At 68.7% G+C, this 14,830-nt stretch carries 12 protein-coding genes; 7 read left to right on the forward strand and 5 right to left on the reverse strand.

Annotated features, from left to right (window positions below):
- Nucleotides 1-97 precede the first annotated feature (97 nt).
- Complete coding sequence (locus INQ40_RS07060; RefSeq protein ID WP_228482183.1) at nucleotides 98-532, forward strand: FKBP-type peptidyl-prolyl cis-trans isomerase; 435 nt, start codon at nucleotides 98-100, stop codon at nucleotides 530-532.
- A gap of 26 nt (nucleotides 533-558) precedes the next feature.
- Here INQ40_RS07060 and INQ40_RS07065 read toward each other — a convergent pair whose 3' ends face one another.
- Nucleotides 559-1,545 (reverse strand): LLM class flavin-dependent oxidoreductase, encoded by a 987-nt coding sequence (locus tag INQ40_RS07065; RefSeq protein ID WP_194339795.1) that lies wholly within the window; start codon nucleotides 1,543-1,545, stop codon nucleotides 559-561.
- Nucleotides 1,546-1,683: 138 nt separating this feature from the next.
- Here INQ40_RS07065 and INQ40_RS07070 point away from each other — a divergent pair, with 138 nt between their 5' ends.
- The 3 genes from INQ40_RS07070 (at nucleotide 1,684) to INQ40_RS07080 (ending at nucleotide 5,417) form a co-directional block, all read left to right on the forward strand.
- Nucleotides 1,684-2,733: an extracellular solute-binding protein gene (locus INQ40_RS07070; protein ID WP_228481951.1), complete on the forward strand. Its 1,050-nt coding sequence runs from the start codon at nucleotides 1,684-1,686 to the stop codon at nucleotides 2,731-2,733.
- An 85-nt stretch (nucleotides 2,734-2,818) separates the two neighbouring features.
- The gene (locus INQ40_RS07075; RefSeq protein ID WP_194339797.1) at nucleotides 2,819-4,369 is read left to right on the forward strand and encodes an iron ABC transporter permease; all 1,551 of its coding nucleotides are present in this window, start codon (nucleotides 2,819-2,821) and stop codon (nucleotides 4,367-4,369) included.
- A complete protein-coding gene (locus INQ40_RS07080; RefSeq protein ID WP_194339799.1) occupies nucleotides 4,359-5,417 on the forward strand; it encodes an ABC transporter ATP-binding protein in 1,059 nt (352 codons plus the stop codon). The genes INQ40_RS07075 and INQ40_RS07080 overlap by 11 nt, the downstream gene beginning before the upstream one ends.
- Before the next feature lie 12 nt (nucleotides 5,418-5,429).
- Here the strand turns inward: INQ40_RS07080 and INQ40_RS07085 are convergent, their stop codons facing one another.
- On the reverse strand, nucleotides 5,430-7,133 hold the full coding sequence (locus INQ40_RS07085; protein ID WP_194339800.1) for a serine hydrolase: 1,704 nt from the start codon (nucleotides 7,131-7,133) through the stop codon (nucleotides 5,430-5,432).
- An 89-nt stretch (nucleotides 7,134-7,222) separates the two neighbouring features.
- On the opposite strand from INQ40_RS07085, the gene INQ40_RS07090 reads away from it, so the two are divergent.
- Nucleotides 7,223-8,476 carry a TIGR03862 family flavoprotein gene (locus tag INQ40_RS07090; protein WP_194339802.1) on the forward strand — a complete coding sequence of 418 codons (1,254 nt, stop codon included), beginning with the start codon at nucleotides 7,223-7,225 and terminating at the stop codon, nucleotides 8,474-8,476.
- A gap of 16 nt (nucleotides 8,477-8,492) precedes the next feature.
- Here INQ40_RS07090 and INQ40_RS07095 read toward each other — a convergent pair whose 3' ends face one another.
- Complete coding sequence (locus tag INQ40_RS07095) at nucleotides 8,493-10,880, reverse strand: heavy metal translocating P-type ATPase (protein ID WP_345776513.1); 2,388 nt, start codon at nucleotides 10,878-10,880, stop codon at nucleotides 8,493-8,495.
- Between the two features lie 112 nt (nucleotides 10,881-10,992).
- Nucleotides 10,993-11,754, reverse strand: a complete 762-nt coding sequence (locus tag INQ40_RS07100) for a sulfurtransferase (RefSeq protein ID WP_194339806.1) — start codon at nucleotides 11,752-11,754, stop codon at nucleotides 10,993-10,995.
- A 175-nt stretch (nucleotides 11,755-11,929) separates the two neighbouring features.
- On the opposite strand from INQ40_RS07100, the gene INQ40_RS07105 reads away from it, so the two are divergent.
- The gene (locus INQ40_RS07105) at nucleotides 11,930-12,325 is read left to right on the forward strand and encodes an HPF/RaiA family ribosome-associated protein (protein WP_193983295.1); all 396 of its coding nucleotides are present in this window, start codon (nucleotides 11,930-11,932) and stop codon (nucleotides 12,323-12,325) included.
- Nucleotides 12,326-12,423: 98 nt separating this feature from the next.
- A complete protein-coding gene (locus INQ40_RS07110) occupies nucleotides 12,424-13,152 on the forward strand; it encodes an rRNA pseudouridine synthase (protein WP_194339808.1) in 729 nt (242 codons plus the stop codon).
- 121 nt (nucleotides 13,153-13,273) lie between these two features.
- On the opposite strand, the gene lysS is transcribed toward INQ40_RS07110, so the two are convergent.
- Complete coding sequence (gene lysS, locus INQ40_RS07115) at nucleotides 13,274-14,815, reverse strand: lysine--tRNA ligase (RefSeq protein WP_194342470.1); 1,542 nt, start codon at nucleotides 14,813-14,815, stop codon at nucleotides 13,274-13,276.
- Nucleotides 14,816-14,830 lie beyond the last annotated feature (15 nt).

Here is a 14,830-nt window from a genome sequence, read left to right on the forward strand (position 1 = left end):
CGATGGGCGGTATCGTTGGCCTCCCGAAGCCGCCAGCGAAGCCGTTACCTTGAAGCCCTTCCCGACCCGCAAACCCGCGCGCGCCGCATCCACTTTTCTGCTGGTTTTCGCCCTCGCCGGCACCTTGCTGGCCGGATGCTCGCCATCCACTCCGCCTGCGCCACCCAACGGCAGCGTGGCCGAACTGCGGCGCATCGATCTGGTCGACGGCACCGGAGCGGTGGCGGCCGCGGGCGATGAGGTCAGCGTCCACTACACCGGCTGGGTGTACGACCAGGACGCGCCGGAAAACCGAGGCGCGCAATTCGACAGCTCGCGCGAGCGCGGCACGCCGATCGAGTTCGTGCTGGGCGCCGGCCGGGTGATCCGCGGCTGGGATGACGGCGTCGCCGGCATGCGGGTCGGCGGCAAGCGCGTGCTGCTGATACCCGCCGCACAGGGCTACGGCAGCCGGGGCGCCGGCGGCGTGATTCCGCCGGACGCCTCGCTGGTGTTCGAGGTCGAACTGATGGACGTCAGCAAGAAGCACTGAGCCGGGGCCCGTCCGCGGATCGAGCGTCAGTTCTTCGACATCGCTTCGGCGGCAATCTCGAACGAGCGCACCCGCGCCGCGTGGTCGAAGATGTTCGCGGTGAGCAGCAGCTCATCAGGCCGGTGGCGTTCGATGAAGGCGGCGATGCCTTTGCGCACGGTGTCGATATCACCGACCACCGCGCAGGCCAGCGCGCGGCCAACGCCTTCCTTCTCCTGCGGTGTCCACCACGCGTCGATGTCGTCGATCGGCGGCGGCACCAGGCCGATGTCGCCCCGGCGCAGCTTGGCGAACGCCTGCTGCTGGGTGGTGAACAGGCGTCGCGCCTCGGCGTCGGTCTCGGCAGCGACCACGTTCAGCGACAGCATCGCGTGCGGCTTGTCCAGGCGCGCCGACGGCGTGAACTCGCCGTGGTACAGGGCCAGCGCGTCGTCCATCGCGTCGGGCGCAAAATGCGATGCGAATGCGAACGGCAGGCCCATCGCCGCCGACAGCCGCGCACTGAACAGGCTGGAGCCCAGCAGCCAGACCGGGACCTGGATCCCGGCACCGGGCACGGCGCGCACCGGTTGGCCCGGCTTGGCCGGACGGAAGAAGCCGAGCAGTTCGGCGACGTCGTGCGGGAACGCGTCGGCGCCCTCGTGGTAGCGCCGCAGCGCGCGCACGGTCGCCTGGTCCGTGCCCGGCGCTCGGCCCAATCCAAGGTCGATGCGATCCGGGTAGAGCGACGCCAGGGTGCCGAACTGCTCGGCGACCTGCAGCGGTGAGTGGTTGGGCAGCATGATGCCGCCGGCGCCGACGCGGATGGTCGAGGTGCCGCCGGCGACATAGCCGATCAGGACCGCGGTCGCCGCGCTCGCGATGCCGGGCATGTTGTGGTGTTCGGCCAGCCAGAAGCGCTGGTAGCCCAGGCGCTCGGCGTTGCGCGCCAGGTCCAGCGTGTTGACGAAGGCCTGGCGGATATCGCTGCCCTCGGTAACGGGGGCAAGGTCGAGCAGGGAATAGGGAATCATGGGGAACACTCGCGGGGGATGGTCCAGTGCCCTTTACATGGGGCCGCCGCGACGGTTTTGCCAACCTGCCTGCCGATACTTCCGCCGCCGGTTCGTAGATAATAGCGATTCTCATTTGTACCCAGCCGAGGTGCCTCCGTGCGACTGCTCCCCCTGACCGCTGTCATCCTGGCCGCGCTTGCCGCCTGCTCCGCCGACAAGCCGCCTTCCAGCGATGCCGACACCGACGCCCCGGCCAGCGATGCCGCGACCGAACTGGTGGTCTATACCTCGCGCAACGAGCAGCTGCTCAAGCCCCTGTTCGACCGTTACACCGAGGAGACCGGAGTCAAGATCACCTACCTGACCGACAAGGCGCCCCCGCTGATGGAGCGGCTCAAGGCCGAAGGCAGCCGCAGCAAGGCGGACGTGTTCATCACCGTTGACGCCGGCAACCTGTGGCAGGCCACCAACATGGACCTGCTGCAGCCGGTGGACTCCCAGCGCCTGCGCGACAACATCCCGGAAAACCTGCGCGACCCGGAGAACCGCTGGTTCGGCCTCTCGGTGCGCGCACGCACGATCATCCACGACCCGGCCAAGGCCCCCGCGGACACCCTGTCGACGTATGAAGACCTGGCCGACCCGAAATGGAAGGGCAAGCTGTGCCTGCGCACCAGCAACTCGGTCTACAACCAGAGCCTGATCGCCACGATGATGGCCAGCCTGGGCGCGGAGAAGACCGAAGAGGTCGTGCGCGGCTGGGTGGCCAATCTGGCGGCGCCGCCGATGGCCAGCGACAATGAGGTGATCGAGGCGATCGCTGCCGGCCGCTGCGCCGTGGGTATCAGCAACACCTATTACCTGGGTCGCGCGTTGCGCAAGGACGAGGCGCTGCCGGTCACCGTTTTCTGGCCCAACCAGGCCGAGGGAGAGCGCGGCGTGCACGTCAACGTATCGGGCGCAGGCGTGACCCGCCATGCACCGCATCCGCAGGCGGCACGCGAGTTCATCGAGTGGCTTTCCGACGGTGACGCGCAGGAGCTGTTCGCCGGCGAGAACCTGGAATACCCGGCCAACCCCAAGATCTCCACCGATCCGCTGATCAAGGCCTGGGGCGACTACCGCCAGGACCTGATTAACGTCTCCCAGGCCGGCGCGATGCAGGCCGACGCCGTCAAGCTCATGGACCGTGCCGGCTATCGCTGAGCCGTTTCCCGTTTCACCGGTGCCGGAAGTGGCCGGCGGCGGGCGCCACGCGCGTGCGCTACCGGTTCCGCGCGGATGGACGTGGTTGGCGGTCGCGCTGACGCTCCCGAGCCTGATACCGCTGGGGGCGACCCTGGCGGCGCTGGCGCGACCTGAGAGCGAGACGCTGCAGCACCTGTGGCAGTACGTACTGCCGCAGGTGGCCGGCAATACCGCGTGGCTGCTACTGGGGGTGGGCGCGGGAAGCGCGATCCTGGGTACTGCGCTGGCGGCGCTGGTGGCGCTGTGCGAATTCCCCGGCCGGCGCTGGTTTGCCTGGCTGCTGGTGTTGCCGTTGGCGATGCCCGGCTACGTGCTCGCGGTCGCCTTCATCGGTTTGTTCGACTACGGCGCGCCCTTCACCGCCTGGCTGCGTGAACACGCCGCATGGCAACTGCCGGACATCCGCTCGCGCGCCGGCCTGATCGCGGTCATGACGCTGGCGCTGTACCCGTACGTGTACCTGGTCGCCCGCGAGGCGTTTGCCAGCCAGGGCGCACGCGCACTGGAGGCGGCGCGCGCGCTGGGAATGGGTCCGTGGCGCGCTTTTTTCCGCGCCAGCCTGCCCATGGCACGGCCGTGGATCGCCGGCGGCACGCTGCTGGTGATGATGGAGACCCTGGCCGACTTTGGCGCGGTGTCGGCGTTCAATTACGACACGTTCACCACCGCGATCTACAAGGCGTGGTTTGCGCTGTTCTCGACCGACACGGCCTTGCAGATCGCCGCGGTGCTGCTCGTCGCGGTGCTGGTGCTGGTCGGCCTGGAAACCGCGTCGCGGCGACGCCAGTCGTTCGTCTCCGTCGGCCACGCCAAGGCGCCACGCCTGCAGACGGGACGCAGCGGCTGGTGGGCAACCGCCCTGTGCGCGTTGGTGTTGGTCGTCGCGCTCGGCTTGCCGCTCTCGCAGTTGGGCTGGCAGGCGCTGGCGCATCTGGACGACCTGGATCCGCGCTATTTCGCGAGCCTGCGCAATGCGCTGTCGTTGTCGGCCATGGCCGCGGCGCTCACCACCGCCGCGGCCTTCGTCATCGCCCTGGCAGCGCGCGAGCAACCCGGCATGCTCACCACCACCGCCACCCGCATCTCCACCCTGGGCTACGGGCTTCCGGGCGCGCTGCTGGCCATCGGCTTGTACGTGCCGGTGGCACGGTTCTCCACATGGCTCGCCGAGACCCGCGGCTGGGACGTCCCGCTGGAAGGGGGGCTCGTGCTGTTGCTGGTGGCCTACGGCATCCGCTTCCTCGCGGTGGCGCATGCGCCGGTCGCTGGCGGGCTGTTGCGGGTCCGGCCCCAGTTGCTGGAGGCCAGCCGCAGCATGGGCGTCACCGGCGCCCGCCAGTTGCGCGTTGTGCACTGGCCGCTGTTGCGCGGCAGTTTCGCCACCGCCGGCCTGCTGGTGCTGGTCGACACGATGAAGGAAATGCCGATCACCCTCATGATGCGTCCGTTCGGCTGGGACACCCTGGCCACCCGCGTTTTCGAGCTGACCAATGAAGGCGAGTACGCCCGCGCCGCCCTGCCCTCGCTGGCCATCGCGCTGGCGGGGCTGATTCCCGTGATTGCCCTGACCCGTCGAGGACGCGATGCGGCTTGAGATCGACAATGCCGCGGTCGGCTACGACGGCCGCGTGGTGCTTTCCGGAGCCAGCCTGGAGCTGGCCGACGGCCAGATCGGTTGCCTGATCGGGCCCTCGGGCGCGGGCAAGACCACGTTGCTGCGTGCGGTCGCCGGGTTCGAGCCGCTTGCCGCCGGCTGCATCCGCGCCGACGGCGAAGTGCTGGTCGGCAACGGCGTGCACCTGGCGCCGGAAAAACGCCAGATGGGCATGGTGTTCCAGGATCACGCCCTGTTGCCCCACCTCAGCGTCATCGACAACGTCCGCTTCGGCCTCTTCCGCTGGCCGCGTGCGAAGGCGAAGTCGCGCGCGGAAGCGATGCTCGACCTGGTCGGCCTGGCCGATTACGCCAGACGCCCGCCGCACCAGCTCTCCGGGGGCCAGCAGCAACGCGTCGCCCTGGCCCGGGCGCTGGCGCCGGAGCCACGCATGGTGCTGCTGGACGAGCCGTTTTCCAGCCTTGATCCCGACCTGCGCGAACGCCTGGCGATCCAGGTCCGCGCCGCGCTGAAGGCGACCGGGATCGGCGCCCTGATGGTCACCCACTCGCAGGCGGAGGCCTTTGCCATGGCCGACCTGGTCGGCGTGATCGGCGAAGGCCGCCTGCAGCAGTGGACCACCGCCTACGATCTTTATCACCGCCCGGCCAACCCGTTCGTGGCCGGCTTTGTCGGCGAAGGCGTGCTGTTGCCGGCGCGCGTGGTGGACGACATGCACGTGGGAACCGGGTTTGGCGTGCTCACGTCCGACCACCGGCTGCTCAGCGCGCCGGGCTCACAGGTGCGGATGCTCCTGCGTCCGGATGACGTTATCCACGACGACGACGCCCCGATGCAGGCGCGGATCGTGCGGCGCCATTTCCGCGGCGCCGATTTCCTCTACACCCTGCAGGTGGATGACGGCGAGCAGGTGCAGGCGCTGGTGCCATCCCACCACGACCACGCGGTCGGGCAGGACATCGGCATCCGCCTCGACCTGGAGCACGTGGTTGTGTTCGAACCGGACGCCCCCACCGGCACCGCCTAGCGGATCGGCGCGCTACTCCGCGTCCGGCTTGATCGGCACCAGCCGCAGGTCGTGGAAGTCGAAGCTGAAGTCGGTCAGCGGCGAGATCGCCTGCATGCGCGCCTCGCGCACCGCCCCGTCGGGCTCAAGCGCGAACGTCAGGAAGGCGTCGGCGTTGAGCCAGCGCTCGTCCCAGCGCACCACGAAGGTGTCGTGCTGCCAATGGCTTAGGGTGCCGACCAGATCGGGCGTCTTGTCGAAACGGATCCGCAGCTTCTCGCCGCTTCGCTCGACGATGATGTCGCCGTACCAGGGGTCGCGGTAGGTCGCGGCGTAGCCACTCAGCGGCAGAGACGGCCTGGAGCGCAGGTCACGCTTGGCGATGTGCTCCTGCCAGGACTTGTCGGCCTTTTCCTGCGCATTGCCGCGCGCCGACAGGTAGGCGCCGGTCCAGTCGATACGCGGCCCGCCCAGGTACGCATCCAGCACGCGCATCGTCGCCGCCTGGAACGCCCCGCCCTGCTCGGCGCTGGTCAGCACGATGACGCCCAGATCGTGTTCGGGCACGAGGGTGATGCGGGAGAAGAAACCCGGCCAGCCGCCGGTGTGCCAGACCAGCTTGCTGCCGCGGTAGTCCGACAGCGACCAGCCTTCGCCGTAGCCGGCGTAGTTGGGCATGGCGGCGGCCAGCGCCGGCACCGACGGCTTTGGTACCGGGATCGGGGTGATCATCGACCACATCTCGCGCTGGCGCTTCTCGCTGAACAGGCGCCGGGCACTGTCGCCTTCGCCGGAAATCACCCCGCCATCGAGCTGCACGCGTACCCAGTTGGTCAGGTCGTGGACGCTTGAATAGATGCCGCCGGCGCCGGAGACATTGCCCCAGCTCACGCGCGGCGCCGCCACCAGCCTCGTGAAATCGGCCTGCGCATAGCCCGTCGCGACGTTGTCGCTTGGCTGCAGGTCGTCGCTGTTGAAGCGGGTGTCGTCCATGCCCAGCGGACGGAAGATCCGGCTCTGCAGGAACTCCCGGAATGGCTGGCCGCTGGCCGACTCGACCACCAGCTGGGCGACGCCGAACAGGATGTTGTCGTAGGCGTAGCGGTCGCGGAAGCCGCCCTTGAGCGGGACATCCTTCAAGCGGCGCGCGACTTCTTCCGTGGTGTATTTCGAGCCCGGCCAGTACAGCAGGTCCCCGGCGCCCAGGCCGAGCCCGCTGCGGTGGGCGAGCAAGTCGCGGATGCGCATCTCGCCGGTCACGTAGGCATCCGACATGCGGAACCACGGCAGATGATCGACCACGCGGTCGTCCATTTTCAGCTTGCCCTCGTCGGCCAGCATCGACAGCGAGGCGGCGGTGAATGCCTTGGTGTTGGAGGCGATGGCGAACAGGGTGTGCTCGTCGACCGGGACCTTGCTGTCGAGGTCGCGCGTGCCATAGCCGCGCTCCATTACGACGCGCCCGTCCTTGACGATCGCCACCGCCATCGCCGGCACCTCGAAGCGCTCGCGGATGTCATCGATGTAGGCGTCGAAGTCGGCGAGCTGGGCCGGCAATCCGGCGGGCGTGTCGACGAAAACAGCGAGGTCGGGGGGCGCCTTTGCTTCGGGTGCCGTCGTCTCCGTCGCGGCATCCTGCGCGTGCGCGGCGGGGACCAGCGCAAGGGCACCGGCCAGCGCGATGGCAAAGGCGAGGCATTTTCCGGCACCAAGCCGGCTGAGGTTGGTGATAGGCATCTGTGTCCGTGTCCCCTGAAATCCGAAGGGCTGAAGATACCCCAGCACGGCATAATGCAGCGCCCCGCTGCGCCCCCCGGAGCTGTTTCATGTCAGACCCCACCGCCCTGCCCGGCTTGGCCGTTATCGGCGGTGGGCCGGCCGGTCTGATGGCCGCCGAAACCGCCCGCGCGGCCGGCATCGAGGTCGACCTCTACGAGGCCAAGGGCTCGGTCGGGCGCAAGTTCCTGATTGCCGGCAAGGGCGGCTTGAACCTCACCCACGGCGAAGACCGCCCGGCGTTCGACAGGCGATACCGGGAGCGCAGCGAGGCGGTCGGCGCGTGGCTGGACGACTTCGATGCCGCTGCGTTGAGGGAGTGGGCGCGCGGCTTGGGAGTGGAGACCTACGTCGGCAGTTCCGGCCGGGTCTTCCCGCTGGATCGCAAGGCGGCGCCGCTGCTGCGCGGCTGGGTGCGGCGACTGCGCGATCAGGGCGTCCGTTTCCATGTGCAGCACCGTTGGGAGGGCTGGGACAGTGACGGCGCGTTCCGATTCTGGACGCCTACGGGCGAAGTAGCGGCGGGTCATGGCGCCACCGTGCTTGCGCTGGGCGGCGCCAGCTGGCCCCAGCTCGGCTCGGACGGCGCTTGGCAACCCTGGCTGGCTGCGCGCGGCGTGGACACGGTGCCTCTGGTGCCCGCCAACTGCGGTTTCGACATCGACTGGAGCGCGCACTTCGTCCAGCGCCATGCCGGCGCACCGCTGAAGCCGGTCATCGCACACTGGCGCGAGGACGGCGCGGACCATGCGCTGCAGGGCGAGTGCGTGATCACCGCCGACGGCATCGAGGGCAGCCTGGTCTACGCGATTTCCGCCCCGCTGCGCGACGGGATTGCGCGCGACGGCCACACCGTGCTGACACTGGATCTCGCACCCGGCCGCGATCTGGACCGACTGCGTGCCGACCTCGGCAAACCCCGAAACGGGCGCAGCATGAGCGACCACCTCCGCCGGCAAGCCGGACTCAACGGCGTCAAAACCGCGCTGCTTTATGAGGTGCTGGGCAAGAACGGACTGGCTGATGCGGACCGGGTCGCCCGTACGATCAAACGCCTGCCCTTGACACTGCTGCGCCCGCGCCCGATCGACGAGGTAATCAGCAGCGCCGGCGGCGTCCGGCTGGAGGCGATGAACGAGGCGCTCATGCTCAATGCCCTGCCCGCCGTGTTCTGCGCCGGCGAGATGCTGGACTGGGAGGCGCCGACCGGTGGCTACCTGCTCAGCGCCAGCTTCGCCAGCGGCCGCCGCGCCGGGTTGGGCGCGGTGGACTGGCTGGCGCGCTCCGCCGACATCCCGGGCTGAGCGTCCGCAGCATGCGTCACTCCGCCGCGGGCTGACTCGCCGACTGCGGTTTCCAGCGTCGCAGCAGCAGCGTGTTGGAGACCACGCTGACGCTGGAGAACGCCATGGCGGCACCGGCGACCACCGGATCGAGCAATCCAGCGGCCGCCAGCGGAATGCCGATCACGTTGTAGATGAACGCCCAGAACAGGTTCTGCCGGATCTTGGCGCTGGTGCGGCGCGAGATGGCGATCGCGTCCGACACCAGACGCGGGTCGGAGCGCATCAGGGTGATCCCCGCCGCGTGCATCGCCACGTCACTACCACCGCCCATCGCAATGCCGACGTCGGCCGCGGTCAACGCCGGCGCATCGTTGATGCCGTCGCCGACCATCGCCACCGGCCCCGCGGCTTTCAGGTCATTCACCGCGTCGGCCTTGTCACCGGGCAGCACCTCGGCGCGCACGTCATCGATTCCAAGCGCATCGGCCACGGCCCGCGCCGCGCCGAGGTTGTCACCGGAAATCATCGCCGTGCGCAGGCCTTGAGCGTGCAGGGTCCGGATGGCGTCGCGGGCCTCGGGCCGCGGCTCGTCGCGGAACGCGAGCAGGCCCAGCAAACGCATCCCGTCGGGCTGGCGCTCGGCCAGCCACGAGACGCTGTGACCGTGTGCGGCCAAATCCCGGCCCTGCGATTCCAAGGACCTGAGATCAACGCCGCTTTCCTGCATCAGACGCGAGCTTCCCAGCAGCAGGTCGCTGCCCTCGACCTCGCCTTCCAGTCCGCGGCCTGCCAGGGCGCGCACGTTCGCAGCGCGTGGAACGTCGATATCGCTCGCGGCCTGGAGCACCGCGCTGGCCAGCGGATGCTCGCTGCCGGCCTGTAACGCAGCCGCCAGGCGCAGCACCGCCGCGTCATCGCCGTCCGCGCCGATGTGCTGCGCCAGCGTCGGCCGGCCCACGGTCAGGGTGCCGGTCTTGTCGAAGGCGATGATCTTCAGCGAGCGGGCGGTCTCCAGCACCTCGGCGTCCTTGATCAGGATGCCCGCGCGCGCCGCGACGCCGGTGCCGGCCATGATTGCCGTCGGCGTCGCCAGTCCCAGCGCGCAGGGACAGGCAATCACGAGCACCGCGACCGCGTTGAGGATCGCCACGTTCCAGTCGCCGCCAATCAACCCCCACCCGAGCAGGGTCAGCACACCGATCCCCACCACCACGGGCACGAACACCGCGCTGATCTTGTCGACCATGCGCTGGATCGGCGCCTTCTTCGCCTGCGCGTCCTCGACCAGACGGATGATCCGCGCCAGCGCGGTTTCAGCGCCGATCGCGACCGTGCGCAGGCGCAGGCGGCCTTCGCCGTTGACCGCACCGCCGGTGACGCGATCACCCGGCTCCTTGGCCACCGGCAGCGACTCACCGGTGATCAGCGACTCATCGGCGTGGCTGCGACCCTCGATGATCTGCGCATCCACCGGAATGCGCTCGCCCGGCAGCACCACCACCTCGTCATCGACCCGCACCTCTTCCAGCGGCAGCTCGCGCTCCACGCCATCGCGCACCACGCGCGCCGTGTCGGGGCGCAAGGCCTGCAGCGCGCGGATCGCCTCCTTCGTCTGTCGTTTGGCCCGCGCCTCCAGCCACTTGCCCAGCAGCACCAGGGTGATCACGACCGCGGAGGCCTCGAAGTACAGGTGCGCGCCGCCCGGCCCGGCATCCGCAAACAGGTGGTACACGCTCAATCCATATCCCGCACTGGTGCCTAGTGCCACCAGCAGGTCCATGTTGCCGGCGCCGGCCTTCAGCGCGCCCCAGCCGGCGCGGTAAAAACGCGCACCCAGCCAGAACTGCACCGGCGTGGCCAGCGCGAACTGCACCCAGTCCGGCAGCATCCAGTCGCGGCCGAACGGCATCGCCAGCATCGGCAGCATCAGTGGCGCCGACAAGGCGATGGCGATCAGCAGGTGGCGCAATTCACGCGAGTGGCGGCTGGCGCGTGGGGGGCGCCCGGTGGTACCCGGGTCGCCGTCGGTGGCCGCACCGGTCGCGGGGATGCGCGCTCCGTAGCCGGCAGCCCTCACCGCATCGACCAGCGCCGAAGCGTCAGACCCCGCAAGCATGCGCACGCGGGCCTGCTCGGTCGCCAGGTTGACGTTGACCTCCAGCACGCCGGCAACCGCGGCCAGCGCCTTCTCGACCCGCCCAGCACACGACGCACAGGTCATGCCCTCAATCGCCAGGTCGATCGACTCGTCGCGGACCGCGTAGCCGCCCGCTGTCACCGCATCGACCAGGGTCGACAGCGAGACATCGTCGCCCGCGTCCACCTCGGCCATTTCGGTGGCCAGGTTCACGCTGACTGCGCGCACCCCGGCGACCTTCGACAAGGCCTTCTCGACCCGGCCCACGCAGGACGCGCAGGACATTCCTTCCACACCCAGCCGCAACACAGTCGTGATTTCTCCGCTTGAGCGAGCCATTTTCGCCAGACTCCCAGCACCCGATATGGGGACGATGGCGTCGGTTGCCACGTCGCGCTCAGGCGGCCGGCTGGAGCGGATCCCGGTCCACGAGTGGCTGCAGCGACGGATCCAGCGCCACGCGCTCATCGAAGACGAAACAGCGGCCCTCATAACCGGCGCCGCCGACCTGCTCGAAATAGCCGAGGATGCCGCCGTCCAGCTGGAGGACGTTGTCCATGCCTTCCGCCCGCAGCGTCAGCGCGGCTTTCTCGCAACGGATGCCGCCGGTGCAGAAACTCACCACCGTCGCACCGGCAAGCGCCTCGCGGTGCGGCGCCAGCGCCCCTACCAGATCGGTGAAGTTGTCGATCGGCAGGGTCAGCGAGTTGCGGAAGCTACCGTAGGCGAACTCCTCGCGATTGCGGGTGTCCAGCAGCACCACCGGGCGACCATCGTCATCGACGCCGCACTCGATCCAGCGCGCCAGATCCACCGGCGCCACCGTCGGCGCCCGCGGATGCGCAAGCGGCGCCCCATCGGCCCGCCGCCAGGCGATGATTTCCGGCTTGACCTTCACCTTCAGCCGGACAAACGGCTGGTGGCGGCTGCGGCTGGTCTTGACCGGCATGCCCGCAAAGCGCGGGTCGTCCCGCAGAGGCGACAGGAAGGCGTCAATGCCTTCCGCCGCGCCGGCCAGGAAGATATTGAGACCTTCCGGCGCCATTAGCACGGTACCGAGCAGACCAGCCTCGACCGCACGGCTGTGCAGACGCTCGGCGATCGCGTCAGGGTCGGCGATGTGGGTGAAGTGGTAGGCGGCGATATTGATGACCTTCATCCGCCGATTTTACCGGGGCCACTGGCTGTGTGGCGGCCGCCACAGTCGGCGCGGAGGGAACTTCGGCGGCCGCTCCGGCGTCCAAGGCCCCGTTGTCACCCGGTCAACATGCAATGGACTATTGTTGCCTGTGACCCGGCGACAACGCCGACCCCACCGACGGAGATACGTCTGAATGAAGATCCAGCTCAACACCGACAGAAACATCCAGGGCGACGAATCGGTCGCGGCCCACGTCGACAAGGTCGTGAACAACGTGCTGTCGCGCTTCGCCAGCCAGATCACCCGGATCGAGGTGCACCTGAGCGACCTGAACGCGGACAAGTCCGGCCAGAATGACAAGCGCTGCCTGATGGAAGCGCGCCTGGCGTCGCGCGACCCGGTCGCCGTCACCGCCGAGGCCGCCACCGTGCAGGAGTCGATCAACGGCGCCGCGCAGAAGCTCAAGAGCAAGCTGGAGAGCTCGCTGGGCAAGCTGGCCGCCGATGAGCGCAAGCCGCACCACGTCGCGCCCGGCGCGGATGCGCCGGTGCTGGACCAGGCCATCAAGGACATCGCCGACGCTTCCTGACACGAGCCGCGCCGCCTGCAACGGGCGGCAGCACGAACGCGACCCGGCCTTTATGGCCGGGTCGATCTACACTGGTCGGCCGTACCCAGGTGCCGCCGATGTCCGATCACCCCGCCCCATCCCCTGAGCGACTCTCCCGCAAGGTATCCGACCTGGCGGCGTGCTCGCGCGCGCAGGCCGAACAGTACATCGAAGGGGGCTGGGTCAAGGTCGACGGCGAAGTGGTCGAGTCGCCGCAATTCATGGTCGATGCGCAGTGCGTGGAGCTCGACCCGGACGCGCGCCTGGGAGCCAGCGAACCGGCGACCATGTTGCTGCACAAGCCGGCCGCCCTGGCCTTTCCCGATTCGGCGTCGTTGATCACCGAGGCGAACCGCATCGAAGGCGACGAGCGTCGCGGCATCCGCACGCTGCAGCGCCATTTTTCCCACCTGCAACCGCTGATGCCGCTGGATGACGATGCCAGCGGGCTGGTCGTGGTCAGCCAAGACCCCCGCACCGCCCGGCGCCTGAAAGAGGACGGGGCGAAACTGGAGCAGGAGTACCTGGTCGAGATCGACGGCCAGGCAGGTCCCTACACCTTGAGCCGTCTTGCGCGCGGACTGAGCTACGAAGGTCGCACGCTACCGACGTGCAAGGTCAGCTGGCAGAACGAGATCCGCCTGCGCTTTGCGATCAAGGATGTCCGCCCCGGCCAGTTGCGCGACATGTGCGCGCAGGTGGGACTGCGGGTGGTGGCAATCCGGCGCCTGCGCATTGGCCGCATCGGCCTGAACAAGATGCCCGTCGGGCAGTGGCGTTACATGCCCGCCAGCGAACGGTTCTAGGCACGGGGAACCATCCAGCAACGCGTGCGGGTGCGTGGGTGTTGCCGATGCGTGTCAGTACTGCTGTGACCCGAGTGGCTGTGCGAAGCGAGCCTACGCGCGTTACAGCGAACCGGCGTGGCTAGCTCGCCGATTCCGGCCGCATGTACGGGAACAGCAGCACGTCGCGGATCGAAGACGAACCCGTCATCAGCATGACGAGACGGTCGATGCCCACACCCAGCCCGCCAGTCGGCGGCAGCCCGATCTCCAGCGCACGGATGTAGTCGGCGTCGAAATGCATGGCCTCGTCGTCGCCGCTGTCCTTGGCCGCGACCTGCGCCTTGAAGCGCGCGACCTGGTCCTCGGCGTCGTTGAGCTCGGAGAAGCCGTTCGCCAGCTCCTTGCCGCCGATGAACAGCTCGAAGCGGTCGGTCATGCCGGCATCGTCGTCGCTTTCGCGGGCAAGCGGGCTGACCTCGACCGGATGGCGTGTGATGAAGGTCGGCTGGATCAGGGTGTGCTCGACGGTTTCCTCGAAGATCTCCAGCAGCATCTTGCCCCAGCCATAGCCAGGCTTCAGCGGGATCTTCAGACGCTCGCAGTGGGCGCGCATCGCATCCACATCGCGCAGGTCGGCGGCGCTGATTTCCGGATTGTGTTCCAGCACCGCGTCGCTCATCGTCCAGCGCCGGAAGGCCGGGCCGACGTCGATCGATTCCCCGTCCCATTCCAGCTGAGTGGTGCCCAGCACCGACACCGCAATGTCGCGGATCATCGCTTCGGTCAGATCCATGACCTCGTTGTAGGTCGCGTAGGCCTCGTACAACTCGAGCATCGTGAACTCGGGATTGTGCCGGGTGGACACGCCCTCGTTGCGGAAGTTGCGGTTGATCTCGTAGACGCGCTCCAGGCCGCCGACCACCAGGCGCTTGAGGTACAGCTCGGGCGCGACGCGCAGGTACAGGTCCAGGTCGAGCGCGTTGTGGTGGGTCCTGAACGGCTTGGCCGTGGCGCCGCCGGGGATGTGGTGCATCATCGGCGTCTCGACTTCCAGGAAGCGCCGGCTGTCGAGCCACTCGCGCATCGCGCGGATGATCCGCGAGCGCTTGATGAACACCTCGCGCGCTTCCGGCGACACGATCAGGTCGACATAGCGCTGGCGGTAGCGCTGCTCCACGTCCGACAGGCCGTGGAACTTGTCCGGCAACGGCCGCAGGGACTTGGTCAGCAGGCGCAACTGGTCGACCCGGACCGACAGCTCGCCGGTGCGGGTGCGCGTGAGCACGCCCTGCGCGCCGACGATGTCGCCCACGTCCCAGCCCTTGAACGCGGCATAGGTCTCGCCCAGCGTGTTCGCCTGCAGGAAGAGCTGCAGACGGCCGGACTCGTCCTGGATCTGGACGAAGCTCGCCTTGCCCATCACCCGCTTCAGCACGATGCGTCCGGCGACCGCGACCCGGTGCTGCTTCGCGTCCAGTGCTTCCGCGCTCCACTGCTCCGCATCGGCGTATTCGGCCTGCAGATCACCGGCGTAGTCATGACGGCGGAAGTCGTTGGGAAACGCGATGCCCTGCTCCCGCAACTCGGCGAGCTTGGCGCGGCGCTCGGCCACCAGCTTGTTCTCGTCGGGACGGGCGTCGGCGGTCGTGGCGTCGGCAGGGGCTGGAGCGGAATCGGTCATGGTCATGTCTGAAAG

It is taken from the genome of Lysobacter sp. H21R4 (assembly GCF_015277535.1).
Taxonomy (GTDB): domain Bacteria; phylum Pseudomonadota; class Gammaproteobacteria; order Xanthomonadales; family Xanthomonadaceae; genus Novilysobacter; species Novilysobacter ciconiae.

Coding starts and splice junctions, on each gene's coding strand:
- INQ40_RS07090 (WP_194339802.1), top strand. CDS start 7,223: ATGTCAGACCCCACCGCCCTGCCCGGCTTGGCCGTTATCGGCGGTGGG.
- INQ40_RS07085 (WP_194339800.1), bottom strand. CDS start 7,133: ATGCCTATCACCAACCTCAGCCGGCTTGGTGCCGGAAAATGCCTCGCC.
- INQ40_RS07095 (WP_345776513.1), bottom strand. CDS start 10,880: ATGTCCTGCGCGTCCTGCGTGGGCCGGGTCGAGAAGGCCTTGTCGAAG.
- INQ40_RS07100 (WP_194339806.1), bottom strand. CDS start 11,754: ATGAAGGTCATCAATATCGCCGCCTACCACTTCACCCACATCGCCGAC.
- INQ40_RS07080 (WP_194339799.1), top strand. CDS start 4,359: ATGCGGCTTGAGATCGACAATGCCGCGGTCGGCTACGACGGCCGCGTG.
- INQ40_RS07105 (WP_193983295.1), top strand. CDS start 11,930: ATGAAGATCCAGCTCAACACCGACAGAAACATCCAGGGCGACGAATCG.
- lysS (WP_194342470.1), bottom strand. CDS start 14,815: ATGACCGATTCCGCTCCAGCCCCTGCCGACGCCACGACCGCCGACGCC.
- INQ40_RS07065 (WP_194339795.1), bottom strand. CDS start 1,545: ATGATTCCCTATTCCCTGCTCGACCTTGCCCCCGTTACCGAGGGCAGC.
- INQ40_RS07110 (WP_194339808.1), top strand. CDS start 12,424: ATGTCCGATCACCCCGCCCCATCCCCTGAGCGACTCTCCCGCAAGGTA.